Annotated in this window: 11 protein-coding genes; 6 read left to right on the top strand and 5 right to left on the bottom strand. The window is 73.1% G+C overall.

Going from position 1 to position 23,423, the window contains the following annotated elements; all coding sequences use genetic code 11:
• Window positions 1-4 precede the first annotated feature (4 nt).
• Window positions 5-2,311, bottom strand: a complete 2,307-nt coding sequence (locus BMW67_RS12935; protein WP_072748050.1) for an adenosylcobalamin-dependent ribonucleoside-diphosphate reductase — start codon at window positions 2,309-2,311, stop codon at window positions 5-7.
• 133 nt (window positions 2,312-2,444) lie between these two features.
• On the opposite strand from BMW67_RS12935, the gene BMW67_RS12940 reads away from it, so the two are divergent.
• The 3 genes from BMW67_RS12940 (at window position 2,445) to BMW67_RS12950 (ending at window position 4,950) form a co-directional block, all read left to right on the top strand.
• On the top strand, window positions 2,445-3,050 hold the full coding sequence (locus BMW67_RS12940; RefSeq protein ID WP_072748049.1) for a thymidine kinase: 606 nt from the start codon (window positions 2,445-2,447) through the stop codon (window positions 3,048-3,050).
• Window positions 3,051-3,270: 220 nt separating this feature from the next.
• The gene (greA, locus tag BMW67_RS12945) at window positions 3,271-3,741 is read left to right on the top strand and encodes a transcription elongation factor GreA (RefSeq protein WP_072748048.1); all 471 of its coding nucleotides are present in this window, start codon (window positions 3,271-3,273) and stop codon (window positions 3,739-3,741) included.
• A 36-nt stretch (window positions 3,742-3,777) separates the two neighbouring features.
• Window positions 3,778-4,950: a hypothetical protein gene (locus BMW67_RS12950; protein ID WP_072748047.1), complete on the top strand. Its 1,173-nt coding sequence runs from the start codon at window positions 3,778-3,780 to the stop codon at window positions 4,948-4,950.
• An 82-nt stretch (window positions 4,951-5,032) separates the two neighbouring features.
• Here the strand turns inward: BMW67_RS12950 and BMW67_RS12955 are convergent, their stop codons facing one another.
• From BMW67_RS12955 to carB, 3 genes are all read right to left on the bottom strand, one after another.
• A complete protein-coding gene (locus BMW67_RS12955; protein ID WP_072748046.1) occupies window positions 5,033-5,950 on the bottom strand; it encodes a hypothetical protein in 918 nt (305 codons plus the stop codon).
• 4 nt (window positions 5,951-5,954) lie between these two features.
• The gene (locus tag BMW67_RS12960) at window positions 5,955-6,452 is read right to left on the bottom strand and encodes a DUF1489 family protein (RefSeq protein ID WP_083581510.1); all 498 of its coding nucleotides are present in this window, start codon (window positions 6,450-6,452) and stop codon (window positions 5,955-5,957) included.
• 83 nt (window positions 6,453-6,535) lie between these two features.
• A complete protein-coding gene (carB, locus tag BMW67_RS12965) occupies window positions 6,536-9,796 on the bottom strand; it encodes a carbamoyl-phosphate synthase large subunit (protein WP_072748045.1) in 3,261 nt (1,086 codons plus the stop codon).
• A gap of 492 nt (window positions 9,797-10,288) precedes the next feature.
• Here carB and BMW67_RS12970 point away from each other — a divergent pair, with 492 nt between their 5' ends.
• A complete protein-coding gene (locus BMW67_RS12970; RefSeq protein WP_125459048.1) occupies window positions 10,289-12,034 on the top strand; it encodes a monovalent cation:proton antiporter-2 (CPA2) family protein in 1,746 nt (581 codons plus the stop codon).
• Between the two features lie 34 nt (window positions 12,035-12,068).
• On the opposite strand, the gene BMW67_RS12975 is transcribed toward BMW67_RS12970, so the two are convergent.
• Complete coding sequence (locus tag BMW67_RS12975) at window positions 12,069-12,905, bottom strand: universal stress protein (RefSeq protein ID WP_072748043.1); 837 nt, start codon at window positions 12,903-12,905, stop codon at window positions 12,069-12,071.
• Window positions 12,906-13,175: 270 nt separating this feature from the next.
• On the opposite strand from BMW67_RS12975, the gene rpsD reads away from it, so the two are divergent.
• Together rpsD and BMW67_RS12985 are read left to right on the top strand one after the other, a co-directional pair.
• Entirely contained in the window at window positions 13,176-13,796 is a 621-nt protein-coding gene (gene rpsD / locus BMW67_RS12980; RefSeq protein WP_072748042.1) for a 30S ribosomal protein S4, read from the top strand.
• A 282-nt stretch (window positions 13,797-14,078) separates the two neighbouring features.
• On the top strand, window positions 14,079-22,958 hold the full coding sequence (locus BMW67_RS12985) for an OmpA family protein (RefSeq protein WP_072748041.1): 8,880 nt from the start codon (window positions 14,079-14,081) through the stop codon (window positions 22,956-22,958).
• Window positions 22,959-23,423: the final 465 nt, after the last annotated feature.

Consider the following 23,423-nt stretch of genomic DNA (forward strand, 5'->3'; position numbering starts at 1 on the left):
GCGTTCAGCCGCATTTCGAGTGGCCGCACTCCATGCAGGTCAGGCAGCCTTCCTGCATGCGCAGGGCGAACTGGCCGCAGCGGGGGCAGGCCGCGCCGCGGGCCGGTTCCTCTCCCACCGCGACGGCCTGCGCGCGCGGGTCGGACTTCAGGCCCTTGCCCTCGCCCTCGATGAAGCCGATCTCGATCATGTGGCGCTCGATCACGCCGCCGATGGCCGCCAGGATCGAGGGCACGTAGCGTCCGTTCATCCATGCCCCGCCGCGCGGGTCGAATACGGCCTTGAGCTCCTCGACCACGAAGGACACGTCGCCCCCGCGGCGGAACACCGCCGAGATCATGCGCGTCAGACCCACCGTCCAGGCGAAATGCTCCATGTTCTTCGAGTTGATGAACACCTCGAAGGGCCGCCGGCGGCCGCCGACGATCACGTCGTTGATGGTGATGTAGATCGCGTGCTCGGATTCGGGCCACTTGATCTTGTAGGTCTGGCCGGGCAGCGCCTCGGGGCGGTCGAGCGGCTCGGACAGGTAGACCACCTCGCCCGGATGGTCGGGCGCCGCGTCGGCGGGCAGGGCCTCGACCTCGCGCACCTCGGGGCGGGCGGCGGGCGCCTCGCTCTCGACCGACAGGACCGAGCCGGTGACCTCGTTCGGGCGGTAGGTGGTGCAGCCCTTGCAGCCGGTCTCGTAGGCCAGCAGATACACCTCCTTGAAGGCGTCGAAGCTGATGTCGGCCGGGCAGTTGATGGTCTTGGAGATCGAGCTGTCCACGTATTTCTGCGCCGCGGCCTGCATGCGCACATGCGCCGCGGGCTCAAGCGTCTGGGCGTCGACGAACCAGTCGGGGAAGGGGCGGTCGCCGAACTTCTCGCGCCACAGGCGGGCGGCATAGTCCTCGACCCGCTCTTCGGTGCGCGTGCCGTCCTTCTGCAGGACCTTGCGCTTGTAGGAATAGGCGAAGACGGGCTCGATGCCGGACGACACGTTGCCCGCGTAAAGGCTGATGGTGCCGGTCGGCGCGATCGAGGTCAGGTGCGAGTTGCGGATGCCGTGGCGCGCGATGGCCTCGCGCACGTCCTCGTCCAGGGTGCGCACATGCGCGCCGGCCAGATAGGCGTCGCGGTCGAAGAGCGGGAAGGGCCCCTTCTCCTTCGCCAGCTCGACCGAGGCCAGATAGGCCGCGCGCTCGACCGCCTTCATCCATTCCTCGGTGCGGGCGACGGCCTCGTCCGAGCCGTAGCGCAGCCCGCACATCAAGAGCGCGTCGGCAAGCCCCGTGACCCCCAGCCCGATGCGGCGCTTGGCCTGCGCCTCGGCCTTCTGCTGCGGCAGCGGAAAGCGCGAGGCGTCGACGACGTTGTCCATCATGCGCACGGCGGTGGCGACCAGCTCGTTCAGCTCGTCAAGGTTGATGCGCGCGTCGTCCTCGAAGGGATCGCGCACCAGCCGCGCCAGGTTGATCGAGCCCAGCAGGCACGCGCCATAGGGCGGCAGGGGCTGCTCGCCGCAGGGGTTGGTGGCGGCGATGGTCTCGCAGTAATGCAGGTTGTTGAGCTTGTTGATGCGGTCGATGAAGATCACGCCCGGCTCGGCGTAGTCGTAGGTGGCGCGCATGATCTTGTCCCACAGATCGCGCGCGCGCACGGTGCGGAACACCTTGCCGCCGAAGACCAGGTCCCAGTCGGCGTCGGCCTTGACGGCCTCCATGAACGGATCGGTCGCCAGCACCGAGAGGTTGAAGTTGCGCAGCCGCGCCGGGTCGCGCTTGGCGGCGATGAAGTCCTCGACGTCGGGGTGGTCGCAGCGCATGGTCGCCATCATGGCGCCGCGGCGGCTGCCGGCGGACATGATGGTGCGGCACATGGCGTCCCACACATCCATGAAGCTGAGCGGCCCCGAGGCGTCGGCGCCCACCCCCTCGACCAGCGCGCCGCGCGGGCGGATGGTCGAGAAGTCGTAGCCGATGCCGCCGCCCTGCTGCATGGTCAGCGCGGCTTCCTTGAGCATCTCGAAGATGCCCTCCATGCTGTCGGGGATCGTGCCCATCACGAAGCAGTTGAACAGCGTCACCGCGCGCCCCGTGCCGGTGCCGGCCAGGATGCGCCCGGCGGGCAGGAAGCGGAAGCCGCGCAGCGCCGCCTCGAAGCGCGGCTCCCAGGCGTGGGGGTCGTTCTCTTCGGCGGCCAGGGCGCGGGCCACCCGGCGCCAGCTGTCTTCGACCGTCTGGTCCACGGGCGTGCCGTCGGGGCGCTTGAAGCGATACTTCATGTCCCAGATCTGCTCGGCGATGGGGGCGGCGAATGCGGTCATATCCGGTGCTTTCGGCTGGGTGATCCACAATATGTTGTGAACCGCATAACCTATCCCCACGCGCCGAGTCGGTCAATCCGAGTCGCGCCCGCCCGGGGCTTGCGCCGCGCCGCGCGGCGGTCGATAACGCGCCATGGCCAAGCTCTACTTCAACTACTCGACCATGAACGCGGGCAAGTCGACGACGCTGCTTCAGGCGTCGCACAACTACCGCGAACGGGGCATGCGCACGCTGCTGCTGACCTCGGCCGCCGACGACCGCGCCGGGCCCGGCCGCATCGCCAGCCGCATCGGCATCCGCGAAGAGGCGCTGGTCTTCCGCCCCGGCGACGACCTGTTCGAGCTGATCCGCGGGCAGGTCGAGGCCGCCCCGCTGGCCTGCGTTCTGGTGGACGAGGCCCAGTTCCTCGAGCCCGCCCAGGTCTGGCAGCTGGCCGAGGCGGCCGACGATCTGGACGTGCCGGTGATGTGCTACGGCCTGCGGGTGGATTTCCGCGGGCAGCTGTTCCCCGGCTCGGCGGCGCTGCTGGCGCTGGCGGACTCGCTGCGCGAGGTGCGCACCATCTGCCATTGCGGGCGCAAGGCGACCATGGTCGCGCGGGTCGACGCCGACGGGCGCGCGGTGCTGGACGGCGCGCAGGTCGAGATCGGCGGCAACGACCGCTACGTTTCCCTGTGCCGCCGCCACTGGCGCGAGGCGGTCGGCCGCCGCGCCTCCGCCCGCGGCGCCGAGGCCTGAGGGCGAGCGCCGGCGTCCGCTTTCGCCTTGCGGCGGCGCCGGCGGCGCTTGCAACCGGCGCGGCGGCTCCCTAATCTCTTGCCCGACGCTACGCAGCCGCGCCGTGAACCGCGCGGCTGCGTATCGTTTGCAAGCAGCGCGAAGCCCGCGACCCGGGCGCGCGCGATCGACGCGCAGGGCCGCCTCGCGCGGGGCGGTCCGCAGACAGGGAAGCGCAGGCATGCAGAAGATTCCGATGACGGCGAGGGGGTTCGCCGCGCTCGAGGCCGAGCTGAAGCAGCTCAAGGAAGTGGATCGCCAGAACGTCATCAAGGCGATCGCCGAGGCGCGCGAACATGGCGATCTGAGCGAGAACGCCGAGTATCACTCGGCGCGCGAGAAGCAGTCCTTCATCGAGGGCCGCATCAAGGAGCTTGAAAGCATCATCAGCCGGGCCGACGTGATCGACCCCTCGAAGCTGTCGGGGGCGATCAAGTTCGGCGCCACGGTGCGCCTTCTGGACGAGGACACCGAGGAAGAGCGCACCTACCAGATCGTGGGCGAGGTCGAGGCCGACATCTCGAAGGGCCTTCTGAACATCCAGTCGCCCCTTGCGCGCGCCCTCATCGGCAAGGAAGAGGGCGACTCGGTCGAGGTGATGACCCCCGGCGGCGGCAAGGCCTACGAGGTGCTCGAGGTCCGCTACGGCTGACCCTCGGCCCGCCCGCCCGCGCGACGCGAGGATGGCATGAGCGACAAACCCGATCCGGGCTCCGATCAGGGGCGCGCGGCGCCCGACGCCCAGCCTCCCGCGCCGGCGGCCGATCTTGCGCTGCCCGGCCGGGGCGCGCGGCTGCGCGCGGGCGCGCTCTGGGCCGTGGTCTGGACCCTCGTCGGCGGCGCGCTGGGGCAGGGCGCGGCCATGGCGCTCGAGCGGTCGGGGCTTGGGCCCATCGGCCCGGGGGGCGTCGCGGCGCTGGGGCTGGCGCTGAGCGCGCCATGGGCGGTCATGCTGGCCGCGGCCGCCGTCATGGCCCGCATCGACGAGACTGCGCGCCGCGTCTCGGCGCTGCATCGCCAGCTGTCGCGCATTCAGGCCGATCTGCCGCGCCGCGCCGCGCGCGCTTTCGAGGCCGACCCCGGCAAGGAGCTGGCCCGCGCCATGGCCGGCGCCGCGCGCGAGGCGCTGGACGCCGAGCGCGCCGCCATGGCCCGCGCCATCGCCGAGATCGGCGAGACCCAGCGCCGCCTCGACGCCGTGGCGCGCGCGCTTGGCGACGGCCGCGCCGCGGCGCCGGCGTCGTCCTCGGCCGGTCAGGCCGCCGCGCATGCTCAGGCCGCCGCGTCCGCCGAGCAGGTCGAGCGCCAGCCCGCCCCGGGCGCCGCGCGCGCCCCGGCGCCGACGGACGAGGCGCAGGCCGTTCTGCCCCTGGCCGACGAACGCGCCGCGCCCGGCTGGCCGACCATCGTCGCGGCGCTCGAGTTCCCGCGCGACGAGTCCGACGCCGCGGGCTTCGCCGCGCTCGAGGCCGCCGTGCGCGACCCGGTGCTGTCCGAGCTGCTTCAGGCCGCCGAAGACACGCTGACCCTGCTGGCCCAGCATGGCCTTTACGCCGAGGATCTGAGCGTGAACATCGCCCCGTTCGAGGACTGGGCCCGCTTCGCCGCCGGCGCGCGCGGCCCCGAGGTGGCGGCGGTCGGGGGCGTTCGGAACCCCGAGGCCGTCGAGGCGGTGCGGCGGCTCATTCGCTCGGACCCCATCTTCCGCGACACCGCCATGCACCTGATGCGCCGCTTCGATCGGGTGCTGCGCCGCGCGGTCGACGACCCCGAAGGGGCGGCGCATGCCTCGGCCCTGGCCGACACGCGCACCGGGCGCGCCTTCATGCTGGTGGCTCAGGCGATGGGCGTGTTCGACTGACCGCCCCGCGCCCGGGGCGCGCCCGCGGCGGGGCGGCCTCGCGCGCCGTCGCGCCGAACGAGCGCCCCGCGACGGGGCGCGCTCAGCCCTCGGGCCAGGCGCCGGGCGGACCCAGCGCGATGCGCGCCGCTCCGGCCGCCTGCGCCGCCTCGATCAGCGCCACCGCCGCCTGCGCGGGCGCCGAGCCCAGATCCAGCGTCAGGATGCGCGAGCCCTTCGCGCTGCGCGGCCCGCCGACCCGGTGGATCACCCCCGCCAGTTCGGGCGCGGCGTCGCCCATGCGCGGGGCCATGTGCTCGAGCGCCCAGCGTCGCAGGGGGCGCCAGTCGAGCGCCCGCCCGCGCCAGGGCGTCAGCGACAGCGCGGCCCGCTGCCAGCGAAAGGGCCGCAGCTCGAGCGCCGCGCCGCCCGCAAGGCGCAGGGCGGCGGCGGGGCCTCCGGGCGGCGGCGGCGCGGGCAGGTCCTCGAGAACGGGCGCGGCGCCGGGCATGGCCCAGGCCAGATCGCGCCGCGCCGGCAGGCGCAGCCCTCCGCCCCGCGGCGGAAGGCGCGCGGCGTGGGTTCCCGCAGAAAGGCGCGCTGCGTGGCTTCCCGCCGGCCGGCGTGCATCCTGTCCATCCGCCGACCGGCGCGCGCCGCCCCCGCCCGCCGGGGGGCTCCCATCCGTCGAGCGCCCGCTTCCGCCCCCCGCCCCGAGGCGCGCATCCTGGCCCCCTGCCGGGCGGCGCGGATCGTCGGCCCCTGCCGGGCGGCGCGGATCGTCGTCTTTCGGGCGGCGCGGGTCGGCGCCTTGCGCGGGGCGGGGGGCGCCGCCCTCCTGCGGCGGCGGGCCTTGCGGCGCGCCACGGGCGGCGGATGGGTCGGGGGGCGCGTCGATCCAGGGCTCGGGCGTCACGTCTGCGCCGGCCTCGATCAGCGCGGCGATGCGCGCCAGAAGGGCGGCGACATGGTCGGCGCGCCAGCGGTGCAGATCCTCGATGGCGGCGGGGGGCAGGGGCATGGGCTCAGCGCACGCCAAGCGCGGCCAGCGCCTCGGCCAGGGCGGGCGGCAGGGCCGCGTCGCCCTCGGCGCCCGCGTCGAGATCGGGCGGGGCCTCGTCGGCGCGCAGGTAGCGCCAGCCCTGAAAGGCCCGCCGCGGCGCGGGCGCGGTGCGGATCAGCGCGGGATCGAGCACGATGGCGCAACGCGGCGATCCGTCCTCGGCCGTCGCCTCTTCCAGGGCGAGAATGCGCTGACGCGCCAGGATCGCGCCTTTCATCACCCAGTAGAGCGATCCGCCCGCCAGCAGCTCGTCGGCGCGGCGCGGGCGCATGCGCGTCAGGTGGCGCGGGCGCGGGTCCGCTCCGGCCGCGCGCGCCCGCTCGGCGCGCAGCGCCTGCCAGCGCTCCAGCTCTTCGGGGCGCTCGACGCCGACGCACAGCTTGACCAGGTGCAGGGTCGGGCCCTGCGGGGCGGGGTCCGGCGCCGGCGCCTGGTCCGGGGCTGGGTCATGGGCGGGCATGCGGTCCTCCTGCGCGTTGCGCGCCGTGATGGGCCGGGCCCCGGGCGCGCCGCCCGCTCCGGTCGAAGCGGGCGGCGGCCCCTTCAGAGCCCGACGGCGTAGCTTTGCAGCGGCGCCACGTCCAGCGGCCCTTCGCGGCGCGCGCGCAGCGCCCGCGCCGCGGCGCGGGCGCCGGCGGCGGTGGTGTAGTAGGGAATGCGCGAATACAGGGCCAGCGCGCGGATCTCGCGGCTGTCCTCGACGGCCTGGGCGCCCTCGGTGGTGTTGAACACCAGCGCGACCTGCCCGTCCTTCATCGCGTCCACGATGTTCGGGCGTCCCTCATACACCTTCTTGACCCGCTCGACCTTGACGCCGTTCTCGGCCAGATAGCGCGCGGTGCCGTCCGTGGCCAGGATGCCGAAGCCCAGCTCGGCCACGATGCGGGCCGCTTCGAGGATGGCGGGCTTGTCGGCGTCGCGCACCGAGATGAACACCTTGCCGCTTTCGGGCAGGGCGACGCCGGCGCCGATCTGGCTCTTGAGGAAGGCGCGCTCGAAGCTGCGGTCGATGCCCATCACCTCGCCGGTCGAGCGCATCTCGGGGCCAAGCAGCGTGTCCACGCCCGGGAAGCGCGCGAAAGGCAGCACCGCTTCCTTGACCGAGACGTGCCGGGTCTCGGGCGGGACCAGGCGGAACTCGGACAGCGCCTGCCCGGCCATGACCCGCGCCGCGATGGCCGCGATGGGCGAGCCCACCGCCTTGGCCACGAAGGGCACGGTGCGCGAGGCGCGGGGGTTGACCTCGAGCACGAAGATCTCGCCGTCCTTGATGGCGAACTGCACGTTCATCAGCCCGCGCACCTTCAGCGCCAGCGCCAGCGCGCGGGTCTGCTCCTTGATGCGCGCGACCAGCTCCGCCGGCAGCGAGTAGGGCGGCAGCGAGCAGGCCGAGTCGCCCGAATGCACGCCGGCCTCCTCGATATGCTCCATGACGCCGGCGACATGCACCTCGCGCCCGTCGCACAGCGCGTCCACGTCCACCTCGACCGCGCCCGAAAGGTAGCTGTCGATCAGCACCGGGCTGTCGCCCGACACGACCACCGCCTCGCGGATGTAGCGGGCCAGCTGGGCCTCGTCGCGCACGATCTCCATCGCGCGCCCGCCCAGAACGTAAGAGGGGCGGATGACCACGGGAAAGCCGATCTCGGCGGCGATGCGGAAGGCCTGCTCTTCGGTCGCGGCGATGCCGTTGCGCGGCTGGCGCAGCTCGAGCCGCTCGAGCAGCTTCTGGAAGCGCTCGCGGTCCTCGGCCAGGTCGATGCTGTCGGGGCTGGTGCCCAGGATCGGAATGCCCGCCGTCTCGAGCGCCTTGGCCAGCTTGAGCGGGGTCTGCCCGCCGAACTGGACGATCACCCCGTGCAGCGTGCCCGCCCGGCGCTCGGCGTGCAGGATCTCGAGCACCGATTCCTCGGTCAGCGGCTCGAAATAGAGCCGGTCCGAGGTGTCGTAGTCGGTCGAGACCGTCTCGGGGTTGCAGTTGATCATGATGGTTTCGTAGCCCGCCTCGGTCAGCGCGTAGCAGGCGTGGCAGCAGCAGTAGTCGAACTCGATGCCCTGGCCGATGCGGTTCGGCCCGCCGCCCAGGATGACCACCTTCTTGCGGTCCGAGGGGCGCGCCTCGCATTCGGCCTCGCCCATCGCGTCGGCCTCGTAGGTCGAATACATGTAGGGCGTCTGGGCCTCGAACTCGGCCGCGCAGGTGTCGATGCGCTTGAAGACGGGCCGCAGGCCCAGCGCGTGGCGGATGCGGCGCACGGCCGCTTCGCTCAGGCCCGTCAGCTTGCCCAGCCGCGCGTCCGAAAAGCCCATCATCTTGAGCCGGCGCATCCCCGCGGCGTCTTCGGGCAGGCCGCGGGCGATCAGCTCGGCCTCGGCCTCGACGATCTCGCGGATGCGGGCCAGGAACCAGGGGTCGTAGGCGGTGGCGGCGCGGATCTCGTCGTCGCTCAGCCCCTCGCGCATGGCCTGGGCGACGGTGCGCAGCCGGTCGGGGGTCTGGCGCGACAGCGCGGCGACGACGGCGCGGCGGCGGTCGTCCTCGCTGGCGGCGTCGCGCGCGCCGGGGATGTCGATCTCGTCGAAGCCGGTCAGGCCCGTCTCCATCGAGGCCAGCGCCTTCTGCACCGATTCGTGGAAGGTGCGGCCGATGGCCATGGCCTCGCCGACCGACTTCATGGCGGTGGTCAGCTCGGGCTTGGCGCCGGGGAACTTCTCGAAGGCGAAGCGCGGGATCTTGGTGACGACGTAGTCGATCGTCGGCTCGAAGCTGGCGGGCGTGACCTTGGTGATGTCGTTGTCCAGCTCGTCGAGCGTGTAGCCCACGGCCAGCTTGGCCGCGATCTTCGCGATGGGAAAGCCCGTGGCCTTGGACGCCAGCGCCGAAGAGCGCGACACGCGCGGGTTCATCTCGATCACCACCATGCGGCCGGTCTCGGGGTGCAGGGCGAACTGCACGTTCGAGCCGCCGGTCTCGACGCCGATCTCGCGCAGGACGGCGATCGAGGCGTTGCGCATGCGCTGGTATTCGCGGTCGGTCAGGGTCAGCGCCGGGGCGACGGTGATGCTGTCGCCGGTGTGCACGCCCATGGGGTCGATGTTCTCGATCGAGCAGACGATGATGCAGTTGTCCGCCTTGTCGCGGACCACCTCCATCTCGAACTCCTTCCAGCCCAGCAGGCTTTCGTCGATCAGGATCTGGCTGACCGGCGAGGCGTCCAGCCCCGCGCGGCAGATGGCCTCGTAATCGGCGCGGTTGTAGGCCACGCCGCCGCCCGTGCCGCCCAGGGTGAAGGCGGGGCGGATGATGGCGGGCAGGCCGACATGGTCGATGGCGGCCATGGCCTCTTCGATCGAGTTGGCGACGGTGGCCTTGGGGTTCTCGAGCCCGATGCGCTCCATCGCCTCGCGGAACAGCTTGCGGTCCTCGGCCATTTCGATGGCGGCCCGCTTGGCGCCGATCAGCTCGACGCCGAACCGGGCCAGCGTGCCGTCGTCGTCCAGCGCCAGCGCGGTGTTGAGCGCGGTCTGCCCGCCCATGGTCGGCAGCAGCGCGTCGGGGCGCTCCTTCTCGATGATTCGGGCGACGGCCTCGGGGGTGATCGGCTCGATGTAGGTGGCGTCGGCCAGCCCCGGATCGGTCATGATCGTCGCGGGGTTCGAGTTGACCAGGATGACGCGATAGCCCTCCTCGCGCAGCGCCTTGCACGCCTGGGCGCCGGAATAGTCGAACTCGCAGGCCTGTCCGATGACGATGGGCCCCGCGCCGATGATGAGGATCGAGGAGATGTCAGTCCGCTTCGGCATGGTCGCTCCGATGTGGTCCGCCTGCGGCTGGCGCGGCGGCGCGTGTCGCTAGGGCGATGAAGGCAAATTGCGAGGGTTATAGCCGCCGGGGCGCGCGACGCAACCTGCCGCGCGCGTCCGGGCGCGCGGCAGGGAGGGGGCGGGCGCGCGACGGGGGCGTGACGGGGGCGCGACGGGGGCGCGACGGGGGCGCGCGCCGCCGAATTCGCCGCGCCGGGGCCGCCGCGATGGACCCGCCATGCGGCGGGGCGCCCAAGCCGATCGCTTCGCCTCGCGCCGTCGCCCGGACGGACCCGCCCCGCCGGGTTCGCCCCGCCTCGCCCCGCCCGGTCCGTGCGGGCGTTTCGCCCCCCCCGCGCCGCTTGCCCGGGCGCGCGGGGCCGGCCTTTGCGCGCGGCGCGCGAGAGGGGGTTTGCGTCCGCGCCCGCGGGCGGCGATGTTGGCCGCAACTTGCGCGAATCGGCGCGGCGCGAAGGCTGGAAGGGGGCGGCGATGGCGGCAGGCGGCTCGACGGGGTTTCTGGAAGAGGCGGCGGTCTTCCTGGCGGCGGGCGTGGCCTTCGTGCCGATCTTCCGGCGGCTGGGGCTTGGATCGGCGCCGGGCTATCTGGCGGCGGGCATGGTGCTGGGGCCTTACGTCAGCGGCTTCGTGCCCGACGCCGAGATGGTGCTTGGCTTCGCCGAGTTCGGCGTCGTGCTGCTGCTGTTCGTCATAGGGCTCGAGCTGCGGCCCTCGCGGCTTTGGCGCATGCGTTCCGAGATCTTCGGCCTGGGGTTGGCGCAGGTGGCGCTGACCGGCGCGCTCATCGCCGGCCTCCTGGCGGCGGCGGGCATGGGCGGGGCGGCGGCGACGGCGGCGGGGCTGGCGCTGGCCCTGTCCTCGACCGCCTTCGCGGTGCAGGTCCTGCGCGAGCGCGGCGAGCTGTCGCGGCCCTATGGGCGAAGGGCCTTCGCCATCCTGCTGTTCCAGGACCTGGCCATCGTGCCCATCCTGGCGCTGGTGGCGTTTCTGGCGCCGGGCGCGGGCGGCGCGCCCAGCTGGCAGGGCGCGCTGATCGGGCTTGCGGCGCTGGGCGCGCTGACGCTGGCCGGGCTTTACCTGCTGCAGCCGCTCCTGACCTTCATCGCGCGCAGCCGCGCCGACGAGGTCTTCGGCGCCGCCGCGCTGCTGGTGGTCACGGCCTCGGCGCTGGCCATGCAGGCGGCGGGGCTGTCGATGGCGTTGGGCGCCTTCATCGCCGGCGTGCTGCTGGCCGAGACCGAATACCGGCACCAGCTGGAAAGCGACATCGAACCCTTCCGCGGCCTTTTGCTGGGCCTGTTCTTCATGGGCGTGGGCATGACGATCGACCTTGCCGCGGTGGCCGCGGCTTGGCCCGTCGCCGTCGGCGGGGCGGTCGGGCTGTTCGCGCTCAAGACGGCGTCGATCTACGGGCTGACGCGGCTGTTCGGCTCGTCGCATTTCGACGCCGCGCGCATCGGCGCGACGCTGGGGCAGGGGGGCGAGTTCGGCTTCGTGGTGTTCTCGACCGGCGCCGCCTCGGGGCTGTTCGGCCCGGCCGAGGCCTCGATGCTGGCGGCGGCGGCGACGCTGTCCATGCCGCTCACGCCCGTGGCGGTCCGTCTGGCCCAGTTCGCCCGCCCCGCCGAGGACGAATCTCCCGACGGCATGGAAGAGCCCGGCGCCGCGCCGCGCGCGCGCGTCATCATCGCCGGCTTTGGGCGCGTGGGGCAGGTGGTGGCGCGCATCCTGCTGCTGCGCGGGCATGACGTGACGCTGATCGACAACTCGCCGCGGCGCATCCGCATGGCGGGCACGCTGGGCGACAAGGTCTATTACGGCGACGCCAAGCGCATCGACGTGCTGCGCAGCGCCGGCGCCGAAGAGGCCTCGATCATCTTCCTGTGCATCGACGACCGCGACGGCGCGCGCCACGCGGTCGAGAAGATCAAGGAGCGTTTTCCCAACGCGGCGGTGCTGGCCGACACCTACGACCGCTTCTCCGAGATCGAGCTGCGCGAGGCCGGCGCCGACGAGGTGGTGCGCGAGACCTTCGAATCCGCCGTCGAGCTGGCCCGCCGCGGCCTGCGCCGCCTTGGCGACGGCGACGTGGTCGAAGAGGTGATCGAGGAATTCCGTCGCCGCGACGCAGAGCTGACGCGCCTGCAGATGGAATACGGCATCGAGGGCGGCCTGCAGAAGATGCGCGACCGCTACGCGGTGGACAAGCTGCCCTGAGCCCGGCCCCGGCCCCGGCCGCCCGGCGCCGCCGTCAGTGCGACAGCAGCACCGGCACGTTCGTCTCGCGCAGGATGGTGCGGGTCGTGCCGCCCATCAGCTCTTCGGCCAGGCGCGGGCGCTGGTAGGCGCCCATGACCAGCAGGTCGGCCTGCTTTTCGGCGCACATGTCGAGGATGGCGCCGGCCACGTCGCCGCCGTTGCGCGGCACGTTGCGCCAGTCGGTCATGATGCCGTGGCGGGCGAGATGGGCGACGATGTCCATGCCCTCGCGCCGCCTGGCCGCGCGGATCTTGCCGACGGTCAGGATCGTGACCACCGAGGCGCGTTCGAGCAGCGGCATCGCATCGGCCAGCGCGCGCGCGGCCGACTTGCCGCCGTCCCACGCCAGAACGGCGCGCTCGCCCACGCGCTCGGCGGCCGGCTCGCGCGGGACGACCAGAACGGGCCGCCCCGAATGCAGCGCCGCCGTGTCGGGGTGGGGGGTCAGATGGGCGATGTCGGGCTCGTCCTCATACTGGCCCATCACCAGGAGGTCGTGATAGCGCGCGGCCTCCATCAGCGTTTCGTCGGCGTCGCCGCCGAGATCGACGAAATGGACCTTGCCCGGCCGCGCGGCGTCCGCCTCGGCGGTGAGCTGGTCGAAGGCGGCGCGAATCTCGGCGCGGCGGGCGGCCTCGTTCTCCTGCATCGTGCGCAGGAGCTCGGGCGTCACCCAGGGGCCCAGCGCCGTGGCGATGCGGCTGGGGCCGTAGCACAGGATGCCGGTCAGATGCGCGTCGTTGCGTTCGGCCATGTTCAGCGCGACGCGCAGCGCCGAGCGCGCCGAGGGCGCGCCGTTGAACGAGACGAGGATGTTCTTGATGCTCATGTCGCCGCTTCCTTCGCATGACGTTCCGTGCGCCGAGGATGAGGCCGCCGCGCCGCGCGCGCCTTGACATATGTCAGGCCCCGCGCGGCGATGGGTTGACGGCGGCCCGTTGACTCGGGCGCTGGGGCGATTATAAGCCGCCCATCCCGGCTGCGGTTGCGCAGGCGGGCTCGATCGGCGTTCGCGGCTTTCGCAAGAAAGGCCCTGTCGCCCTTCCGCCGGGAGGGGAGAGGAGAGCGCCCGCATTTTGAAGGACGAAGGAGAAGGCAAGTGACCAAGCGCACTTCCGCCAAATACAAGATCGACCGCCGCATGGGCGAGAACATCTGGGGCCGTCCCAAGTCCCCGGTGAACCGCCGCGAATACGGCCCCGGCCAGCACGGCCAGCGCCGCAAGGGCAAGATGAGCGACTTCGGCACGCAGCTGCGCGCCAAGCAGAAGCTCAAGGGCTATTACGGCGACCTGACCGAGAAGCAGTTCCGCCGCATCTACGCCGAGGCCGAGCGTCGCCGCGGCGACACGGGCGAGAACCTGATCGGCCTGCTCGAGCGCCGTCTCGACGCCGTGGTCTACCGCGCCAAGTTCGTGCCCACGGTCTTCGCCGCGCGCCAGTTCGTCAACCATGGCCACGTCAAGGTCAACGGCAAGCGCGTGAACATCCCCTCCTATCGCGTCAAGGAAGGCGACGTGATCGAGGTGCGCGAGAAGTCCAAGCAGATGGCGCTGGTGCTCGAGGCCGTGCAGTCGGCCGAGCGCGACGTGCCCGAGTATCTCGAGGTCGATCACTCGAAGCTGACCTGCACCTTCCTGCGCACGCCCTCGCTCAGCGACGTGCCCTACCCGGTGCAGATGGAGCCGAACCTGGTCGTCGAGTTCTACGCGCAGAACTGAGCGCGCGCGGCGCAGGCCGCAGCAGCGCAGATCGTCGCAACGATGGGACGGGCCGCGGAATTTCCGCGGCCCGTCTTCGTTCGCGCAGTCGGCAGGCGGCGGCCTGGCGGCGCCTCGGCGGCCGGTGCGCGGGGCGTGCGCACGATGAACGTGCGCGGAACGCGGGGTTGCCAAATATTCATTTATCGAATCGGGCGTTTTGCGGCACTATTTTTGAAATGATGTTATGCATCCCGATTTCAATTCAGGGTCTGTTCAGATCCAATTTCTGGAGTTGTTGTCATGCCTGCTGTGGCCGGCGCGCCTCTGGCGTCGCTTTTCGATGCGATCGACCGTCTGAACCAGACCCTTCCCGGCGACGTCTCGCGATTTGTCGAGCGCCTTGCCGCCACAGATCTGCAAAGCCGCGTCAGCGACGGCGCGATCATCCATACCGGGCGCACCCAGGCGCTTGACGCCGCCGCCGGACGCGACGTCGAATCCTTCGACCTGTCCTTCGGCACGCTCAAGATTCCCCTCGTCACCGCGGGCCTTCCCTTCCGCCTGGCCTTCCGCCGCGCCGCCGTCGCCGGCAGCCTCGAGCCCGGCGCCGCCTCGTGGCAGTTCGACCTGCTCATGGACTCGTTCGAACTGACGCTGAACGGGCTGGTGGCGGCCGATTTCGTCGCCGCCAGCGGAACGACTCCGCGCCACCTGGCCCCGCGCCCGGGCCGCCCGCCCGCCGTCATCGTCGGCGCCGCCGCGCTGCGCTTCGAGCGAAGCGCGGCGAGCCAGCCGGTGGTGGTGCGCCTGATGGACCCGGCGGGCGGCGATCCGTTCGCGCCCGACGCGCCGTCGGGCTTCGTCGCCTCGGTCGCCATGTCGCCGCCTCATGCGCTGGTCGGCTCGTCGCAATTCGGGTTCAGCCTGCGCAACGCGCTGTTCGATTTCTCGCGCACCCATTCGCCCGCCTTCGTGATCGAGCGCGGGCAGTCGGCCGACTGGGTGGGCTTCGCGATCGAAGAGGCGGCGATCTACTGTCCCCGGAACGCGGTCGGCAAGGGGGGCTTCTCGCTGTCGGCGCGCGATCTTCTGATCGGCGATCCGGCCGGGCTTCAGGCCGAGATCGAGGTGCAGTTCGGCGCCTCGCCGCTCAACCCGGCGACGTTCGTCTTCGAGCAGGACGGCGCCGACGTGACCTCGGGCTTCGATTTCGACCGCGGAACCTTGCAGATAAGCGCCGCGGCGGGCGAGGCGGTCGATCTGACCGCGCGCCTGACCGTGCCCGCGCCGCCCGCGGGAAGCGACGTTTCCGATTACGACGCCGAGTTCCAGTTCCCGGGCGCCGCGCCGCAGTCGGGCGACTCGGCTTCGGGGCTTGTGCGCCATGGCGACGTGCTGCGCATCACGCCCATCGAGGTGCTGGGAACCGGCGCCGGGGCGCGGCGCCTGCGCAAGCCGGCCTTCGCCGTGCGCATCGTCGCCAGCGGAACCGCGCCCAAGGTGGCCGCCCGGCTGGGCGCGGCGCGGCTCGAGAACGTGGTCGAGCTGAGCGGCTCGGTCGAAGGCGCGGCCGCGGCGACCCTTGCGGCCGAGGCCGACCCGCCCGATCCCGCCGCGCGCTTCGAATGGAGCTGCCCCACCCTCGGCGTCAGCCGCGTCGGCGCCGAGCTGCCGCTGACCTTCGCGCCCGACGCGCGGGGCGTGCACCTGCTGACGGTGCGCCAGCTGGACGCGCAGAACGGTCCGAGCCGCGTTCGCCTGCACCTGCGCGACCCGGGCGAGGGCGCGACGCTGATCGGCTGCGCGGCGGGCGTGTTCGACGCCGCCGCGCCCGCCGCGCCCACGCCCCCGGACCGCGTGCGGGCGGTCTATGACCTCGAGACCTTCCACGCCCACGGACGGCTCGAGGGCGCGGACGCCTCGGCGACCATCGTCGGCGCCAGGGTGGACGTGCCCGCCGGCGCGCTGGCCCTGGTGGAGCTGAACGAGGGCGGCGCCGCGCCCGTCGAGCGCGAGGATCGCCACATCCAGATCCTGTTCAACTACGACTCGGACGATCTGGCGGGCTGGGGCGTTGCGCATGCGCCGATCGGGAATGCCGGCTCGGATCTGCACGAGGCGCTGCTCGAGTGGGCGGCGAATTATTCGGGCGACGTGACCTTCGTGGTCATCGGGCGCTGCGACGACGTGGGTTCGGACGCCTACAACGTCGGTCTGGGCCAAAGGCGGGCCGAGAAGGCGGCAAGCCTGCTGCGCACGCCGACCGCGGGCCGCGCGGCGGTTTCTGCGCCGGTTCTGGTCTTGCAGGAGCAGGACCTTTCGGCGCTGCCCGCGGACGCCAGGGCGCTGATCGAGCCGGACGCGGCCGAACGCTCGGGCCGGCTCGTCATGGATCCGGCGATCGTGGACCGCTCGACCTGGCCCCGGAACCCCGACGGCACGGGCGTGCGAGCGAACCCGCCCGACGTCTCGCGCGAGAATGTCCGCAAGCAATACCGGCGGGCCGACATCATCGCCGTGGGCGGCGTCGCGGCTTCCGCCGCGCAGGCCATGGCCGACGCCGGCGCGGCGCCGACGCAGCGGCTGATCCTGGTTCCGGCCGCCGACCGCACCCCCGCCCCGGCCGACAACGACGCCGCGCGCGCCGATTGCCGCGTGATGCTCAAGCTGGGCTGGGACAGGGCGCGGTTCTCGGGGTGGAAGGATCTGGTCCCCAACCTGGCCGAGTTCGAATACGCCTGGACCCCCGCCCCCGACGACGGCGTCAGCGTCACGGCCGAGGTGCTGACCGTGTTCGGCAAATGGGTCCATGACGAGCTGACCGGCTTCACCGAGTTCCTGATCGGCCTTGGCTCCGCGGGCGACTCCGAGGGGATCGTGGATGTCGAGCAGCCCAATCTCGTGGCCGCGCTGACCTTCGGTCCGATGCTGGCCTCGGGGGTGGATTTCTCGGAGCATGCCGTGGAATCGGGCGTGCGGCTGGCCGCACTGGCCGGGCTCGCCGCCTTTGCCGGGGCCGATTTCGGCGGCGGCGGGCCGCTGATCGGGGCCGGCTCGCGCACCGCCTTCACCAGGCTGACGGCCAAGGCGCGCACGCGCACCATCGCCGACCCGCTGCGCTCCTACACCGTTCAGCTGCTGGTCGATTACGCGAACACGGTGCATGTGAACGCCGGCGCGCTGGGGCTGCGGACCGACCCCGCGCAGCCGATGAAGATCCGCTATTCGGATGTCGGCGTCGAGTTCGACAACACCGACCCCGACGCGCCGCTGATCGAGAAGATCGGCCTTGCGCAAAGCTCGAAGTCCATGTCGATCGAGGATTCGGGACTGTGGCGCATCGACGGCCCGCTGGGCCGCCTGCTGCGCGTGACCGAGTTCAAGATGGGCACGGGCTCGCTGTGGTTCGAGCCGACGCTGGCCGTGGCCATCGACGTCGGCGTGGTCGAGATCTCCGAGGCCGCCTTCCGCGTCACCTTCCGCACCGACGATTCGGGCCGGCTTTCCGGCGCGCCCGAGTTCAGCCTGCGCGGGTTGACGGCCCGCGCCGACATTCCCGGCGCGCTCAAGGGCGAGGGGCGCATCCGCATCGAGGAGGGCGGGCTGCTGCGCGCCGGCGTCGATGCGACGCTGATCCCGATCCAGACCCGCGCCAGCGTGGCGCTGGCGGCGGGCGTGCCCGACGACCCGCCCGATTTCGCGCCCTCGCTGTTTCTGAGCCTCTACGGCAAGGTCCAGTTCCCCGGCGGCATTCCGCTGGGTCCGCTGCCGCTGGCCATTCACGGCTTCGTCGGACAGACCGTCGTGAACGGCGCGCGCGCGACGGATGCGGTCGAGGACGTGGTCGCGCGCGAGCTGGGCTGGTGGCGCAAGGCGCCCGAGCGCAAATACGCGCCGGCCAAGGGCGCCCATGCGCTGGGCCTGGGCGCGGTGGTGGGCACGCTGCCCGACGCCTCGTTCTCGTTCGCGGCGACGGGCATGGTGGTGGTGGCCTTCCCGGACGTCGAGGTGATCTTCGGCGTCGAGGTCTCGATCCTGTCGCTGCCCGACACCACCGCCAGGGAGAAGAAGGAGGGCGACTCGGCCGCCATCGCCGGGCTGGTCGTGGTGAACGAGCAGGCGGCGACGGTCGCCGTCTCGGCCGCGTGGTCGATCGACAAGCTGCTCGAGCTGAAGGTCCCCTTCGCCGCCCATTTCCCGAATGACGGCAAGGGCTATGTGCGCATCGGCTCGGATGGCGGCCCCGGCCGCGCGGGCGAGCCGGTCACCATCACCTTCCTGCCCGACATCCTGAACGTGAAGGTCTGGGCCTTCCTGATGATCGAGGGCGGCGGCCTGCCGGCTTTCGGCCCGAACCGGGACTGGAACTTCGACGGCTTTTCCATCGGCTTCGGCGCCGGCGCGACGCTCGAGTGGAAGGCGGGCAAGTTCGGGCTGTCGGTGTCCGGCGCGATTTATGTCGGGATGGGAACGGACCCGCTGTTCATCAAGGGCGGCATGTATCTGCGCGGCACGCTGGATCTGGTGGTGGTGTCGGCCACGGTCGATGCGGCGGCGGTGGTCAGCTATCTGGACCCGCCCGACTCCGGCGCCGTCGCCGCCATCGAAGAGGCGCGCTTCTGCGCCTCGGTCGATCTGTTCTTCTTCACCGTTGAGGGCTGCGTGACGCTCAGCTTCGGCGCAAGCCCCCCGATCGCCGCGCCCGCGCCGCCGCCGCCGATCGCCTCGGTCAGCCTGACCGACCGCCTCAACCGCGTCGCCGGCGAGGCGACCGAGGGCGCGCCCGAGGGGCGGCCGATCTACGATTTCGTCGAGATCGACGGCGTCATGCGCAACCAGGGCGCCGAGCCCGCGCGCAACAACACCGTCTGGCCCGACACCGTGCCGGTGATCAACTTCCGCCATTTCATCGCCGACGCCATGCCCTCGGGCGGGCAGTTCGACCCCGGCGCCCAGCCGGCGGGCGAGCCCTGGTTCGGCTCGAACCGCCTGCGCTACGCCTACCGGCTGACGGGCCTGCGCCTGGTGCGCGACGCGGACGGAACCCCGGTGGCCGATCCCTCGGGCGCGCCGCTTCTGTCGGCCTGGACCCACACCCCCGCGCGGCCTGCGGACGACGCCTCGGCGCAGGCGCCCTCGGGGGCCGAGGCGACGCATCTGCAGCTGCTCAACCGCGAGCCCTGGGCCTGGGCGCAATCCACCGCCCAGGGGGGCGCTGGCCAGCCGGGCGACCCGGCCGGGGTCGTCGAGCGCGTGTGCGAGCGCATTCCCGCCCCGCGCCCGGCCTGCCTGCGCGCCGCCGATGCGCGCATCCTCGGCCCGACGGCGGCGCGTCTGCGCCGCGCCGCGCCGGCGCCCGGCCCCTATCCGAGCGGCTTTCAGGGCGTGGCGCGCGCCTATCTGCCCCTTGGCTCCGACGAGGCGACGGGCCCCGATCTGGCGGCGCTGGTCAACGCCACCGGCGCGGTGCTGCAAGAGGGCGCCATGCGCGCCGCCCCCGCGGCGGTTCTGGCCGACGGCCCCGCCGACCGGGCCTACCGCCTGCCGCGCGCGATGCGCGTGGGCGAAGGCGGCCCGACCGCCACCGCGCTGCCCTGGCGCATCGAGCTGGACCGCGCGGTGCGCGACGGCGCGCTGACGCTGCTGGTGTGCGAGGATGCGCCCCGCCCCGAGGGCGGCGACGAGGACGCCGCCTGCTACCGCTTCGAGGACCTGACCCCGGGCGCCCAGGCCGAACGGTTCGACCTGCCGCCCTTCGTCATCAGCGCCCTTCAGCGCGCGAACGTGGCGCGGCGCAACCTGCTGCGCGCGACCGACCGCATCGACCTGAGCAACGTCGCCGATCCGCGCCCGGGCGCCGACGGCGGCGCCGAGGTCGAGGTGAGCGACCCCGGCGCGGTCATCGCCTTCAAGCGCCCGTGCCGCGATCTGGAGCTGCTGTGGTTCAAGCCCTCGGACGGGCGCGTGATCCTGCGCGCAAGCCATGCCGACGGCTCGGTCGAGGAGCACGTCTTCGACACGCCCAGCGCGCGCCCCGCCATGGCGCGGCTGACCTCGCAAGGCGGGATCGTCGCGGTCGAGATGCTGACCGACGGCGTCAAGGCCTTCCAGCTGCTGCGCGTGTGCTGCCGCGCGCCGGTCGCCCCCGCGCCCGAGACCGGGCGCGCCTGCGTCGATTTCGCCGCCCTGCGACACGATGAGGTCGCGCGCGCGAAATTCACCCATGACGGCGTGCGTTTCGAGGCCCTGAACCCGCGCGAGCGCTTCGCGCTGAGCGACCGGGTGGATGCGCGCGGCGCGCCCGCCCGCCGGGGCGTCGACGGCGCGGCCGAGCTGATGCTGCCGCCCGGCGGCGTCCGCGTGACCCTGCCGCGCGGATGCGGCGCGGTCGAGCTGTCGGTGATGCTGGGCGCCGCCGCCGTCAAGGCCACGGGCTTCGACGCGGGCGGGGATCCGGTGGCGCAGGCGTTGTCGCCCGAAGGGCAGGATGTCGAGCACGCCCTGACCCTCTCGGGGCGGGCGCCCATCGTCTCGGTCGTCATCGAGGGCGGCTCGGGCGAGGCGTTCCTGTTCCGCCTGTGCTGCCTCGCGGGCGGGGCCGAGGCGTCGCCGGTCTGCGTCGATCTGGACGACATGCCGCGCGAGCTGGACGGCGTGCCGGAAATCGCGCGCGAGGGGCTGCGCATCCGCCCGCTGGCGCGCGGCCACGGGCTGAAGCTGACCGACATGGCCGAGCGCCCCGCGCGGCAAGGCGAGCCGCCGCGCCCCGGCCGCGACGGCCGCGCCGAGCTGCTGATCCCCGACCCGGGGCTGGAGCTGACCCTGGCCGAGGGCTGCGCGGATCTCGAGCTGACGGTGCTGCTCATGGGCGCGCCGGTCAAGGCGATCGGCTTCGACGCCGCCGGCGCCCGCGCGGCGCAGGCCGTGGCCGAGGGCGCCGGGCGCGTTCATGTCCTGCGTCTGAGCGCGGGCGCGCCCATCAAGCGCGTGGCGCTGGCCGGCGGCGCGAACGAGGCGGCGCTGTTGCGCGTGTGCTGCCGCGCGGGGCCCATCGCGCCGCCGATGAACCGCTGCGTGACGCTGGGCAAGCTGAAGCTGCCCGAGCCGGCGGCCGAGGCCGTCTTCGAGGGCCTGACTTTGCGCGACCCCGACGGACGGGCGACGCTGCGCAGCGCCCTGGCGCGCGGCGCGCGGGCGGGCGGGCTCGGCTTCGGGGCCAGGGGGCTCGAGATCGCGCTTGGCCGCGCCGCCTCGCTGGCGCGTCTGCGGCTGCGGGTGCGCCCCGGAGCGGCCTACCGCATCGACGCCTTCGACCCCGAGGGGCGGCGTGTGGCGGGTGAGGGCGGGCGCGCCGCCGGCCCGGATCTGCGCGCGACCCTGCGCGGCGAGCGCATCGCGCGCCTGCTGGTGCGGGTCAAGGGCGCGGCGGCGCTGGTCGAGATCTGCCTGCGCGAAACCGGGCCCGCCGGCGCGGCGCCCGAACCGGCCGCCGACGCCGGCGCCGGGCCGCTCATGCCCGAGGTGCTCGGCCGTGCGCCGGACGGCGCCGAGGGCGCATGGGCCGCGCAGCTCGTGTCCTCGCACCGGCGCCCGGACGGCGGCGCGTGCCATGTGGTGCGCTACCGCATGCCCGACGCGCCCGAAGCCGTGACGCAGATCCGCGTGAAGGCGCGCAAGGCCGGGCAGGACATCGCCTTCGTCGGCCTGTGCGCCGTGGACGACCGCGCCGCGCGGTGGCGGGCGGCCGATCAGGACACGCGCGACGAGGTCGCCGACCAGATCGAAAGCGCCGACCCGATCGGCGCCGGCCGTCCGGTGATCCTCGACCCCGACACGGTCTATCGGATCGAGGCGGACTGGGAATACCAGGCCTGGCTGAGCGAGGACGAGGACGCCCAGCCCCCCGCCGCGCCGACCGGCGCCTGGACGCCCGGCGGCACGCAAAGCTTCCGCTTCCGCACCGCCGCCGAACCCGCCGCCCTGCCTGCCCGCCAGGACGGCCCCAACGAGCACATCTTCGACCCGCGCGACATCGACCGCATGTTGACGGCCAGCGCGCCGCAGACCGGCGACATCGCGCATTTCACGCGCGATCCGGTGGTCTTCCACTTCGCGCATGATCACGTCGCCGACCTTCTGGCGCGCTACGGCCGCGAGCTGCGCATCGAGCTGCGCCGCACCGACCCTCCGCCGCGGCCGGGCGGTTCGCTGTCCGGCGCCGCCGCCCAGGCGCTGGCGGGCGCGGTGCGTCGGGCGGGCGCGCCGCTCGAGCTGCTCACCCCCGCCGAGCGCGCCGTCGTCGAGGCCGCCCGCGCCGCGCCCTGCCTGACCAACCGCCGCCCGGCGGGGGGCGTGTCGCTGGCGGGGACCTATCCGCTCGAGCCCGACGTCTTCTACGACGCCGAGCTGTGGGCCGCGCGCATCGCCGATCCGGCCGATCGCGCGCTGGTGACGGCGGCGAATTTCCGCACCTCGCGCTACGCCGATCCGGCGCAGATGATCGCGGCGCTGGGCTGCGCGACCGACGGCTCGGTCGCCCCGGTCCCGGCCGAGGAGCTGATCCTCGAGGCCGGCGCCAGCCCGCCCCCCGCGGCGGCCGAGGCCCCCTCGGACCGGCTGTTCGATCAGGCCATGGCCGGGATGGGCCTGGGCGAGCTGGGCCTGCCGCGAGGGCGCGCGCGCCTGTTCCAGATCTGGAGCGTGGAGGGCGGCGCCCCGCGCACCGTCGCCTTCCTGGTCGATGCGCTCGAGCCGTTCAACCGCAAGGCGCATGTCCTGGCGGGCGACGAGGTGGCCCTGGTCGACCGCTGCCGGCTCACTGGCGGGCGCCATGGCGGCGTCGCGCTGATCGTGGCGCGCATCAACCGCAACGCCACGCGCGCGCTGCTGCTGCCCGAGGCGCCGATCCCGCCCGAGGCGGACCCGGCGGGCTTCGGCCTGTTCTTCGAGACCAGCGAGCGCGCTGACGGGGCGGCGGCAGATGCGCGCGCGCCCGCTGACCTTCGATCTGGAGGGCTTCTGACATGGCCACGCTTGCCAATCCCGGCCTTCTGCACCTTCAGGCCCTTTTCATCGACGGCACGGAAAGCCACCCGCAAAAGGGCGTTCACCTGCGCGTCGCCCATCACCCGGTCATGGGGCTGCCGCGCGCGCCCTTCGTGCTCGAACGCGCCGATCTGAGCGACGAGGCCCTGAGCCGCCTGCCCGTGCGCAAGGACGTCCAGTGGCGCGACAAGAACGGCGCGCGGCTGGACCCGATCTTCTCGATCAGCCGGGGCGACGAGGCCACGGCCTTCCTGCCCGCCGGGTCGGGCGCCGGGGTGCTGTGGGCCGAGGTCATCGCCGATCCGGCGGCCGCGCCCCAGCCCGAGCTGTCGGTCGTTCCGCATGCGCCGGGCGGGTTCCTCGATCGTCTGCCCGGCCGGTTCCGCGATTCCTTCGAGCGCCTGCCGGAGATCGTCCCGCCGACGCCGCACCTGGCCGATGGGCCGCGCGCCTCGGGCATGCAGGTCGAGGCCTTCATGCGCTCGGCCGCGGGGGGCGAGGTTTCGGTGGGGGTGCGCAAGGCGCCGCCCTTCGCCTTCGCGGCGCCGGGGCTGACGCGGCTGGTCGTGCGCGGCGCCGGCTCGGTGGTGGGCGTGCGCC

It is taken from the genome of Oceanicella actignis (genome assembly GCF_900111545.1).
Taxonomy (GTDB): Bacteria; Pseudomonadota; Alphaproteobacteria; order Rhodobacterales; family Rhodobacteraceae; genus Oceanicella; species Oceanicella actignis.

Excerpts from the sequence above, each read along its gene's own strand:
- BMW67_RS12955 (WP_072748046.1), bottom strand. The coding sequence starts at position 5,950 with ATGCCCCTGCCCCCCGCCGCCATCGAGGATCTGCACCGCTGGCGCGCC.
- greA (WP_072748048.1), top strand. The coding sequence starts at position 3,271 with ATGCAGAAGATTCCGATGACGGCGAGGGGGTTCGCCGCGCTCGAGGCC.
- BMW67_RS12970 (WP_125459048.1), top strand. The coding sequence starts at position 10,289 with ATGGCGGCAGGCGGCTCGACGGGGTTTCTGGAAGAGGCGGCGGTCTTC.
- BMW67_RS12985 (WP_072748041.1), top strand. The coding sequence starts at position 14,079 with ATGCCTGCTGTGGCCGGCGCGCCTCTGGCGTCGCTTTTCGATGCGATC.
- BMW67_RS12950 (WP_072748047.1), top strand. The coding sequence starts at position 3,778 with ATGAGCGACAAACCCGATCCGGGCTCCGATCAGGGGCGCGCGGCGCCC.
- BMW67_RS12940 (WP_072748049.1), top strand. The coding sequence starts at position 2,445 with ATGGCCAAGCTCTACTTCAACTACTCGACCATGAACGCGGGCAAGTCG.
- BMW67_RS12935 (WP_072748050.1), bottom strand. The coding sequence starts at position 2,311 with ATGACCGCATTCGCCGCCCCCATCGCCGAGCAGATCTGGGACATGAAG.
- BMW67_RS12975 (WP_072748043.1), bottom strand. The coding sequence starts at position 12,905 with ATGAGCATCAAGAACATCCTCGTCTCGTTCAACGGCGCGCCCTCGGCG.
- carB (WP_072748045.1), bottom strand. The coding sequence starts at position 9,796 with ATGCCGAAGCGGACTGACATCTCCTCGATCCTCATCATCGGCGCGGGG.
- BMW67_RS12960 (WP_083581510.1), bottom strand. The coding sequence starts at position 6,452 with ATGCCCGCCCATGACCCAGCCCCGGACCAGGCGCCGGCGCCGGACCCC.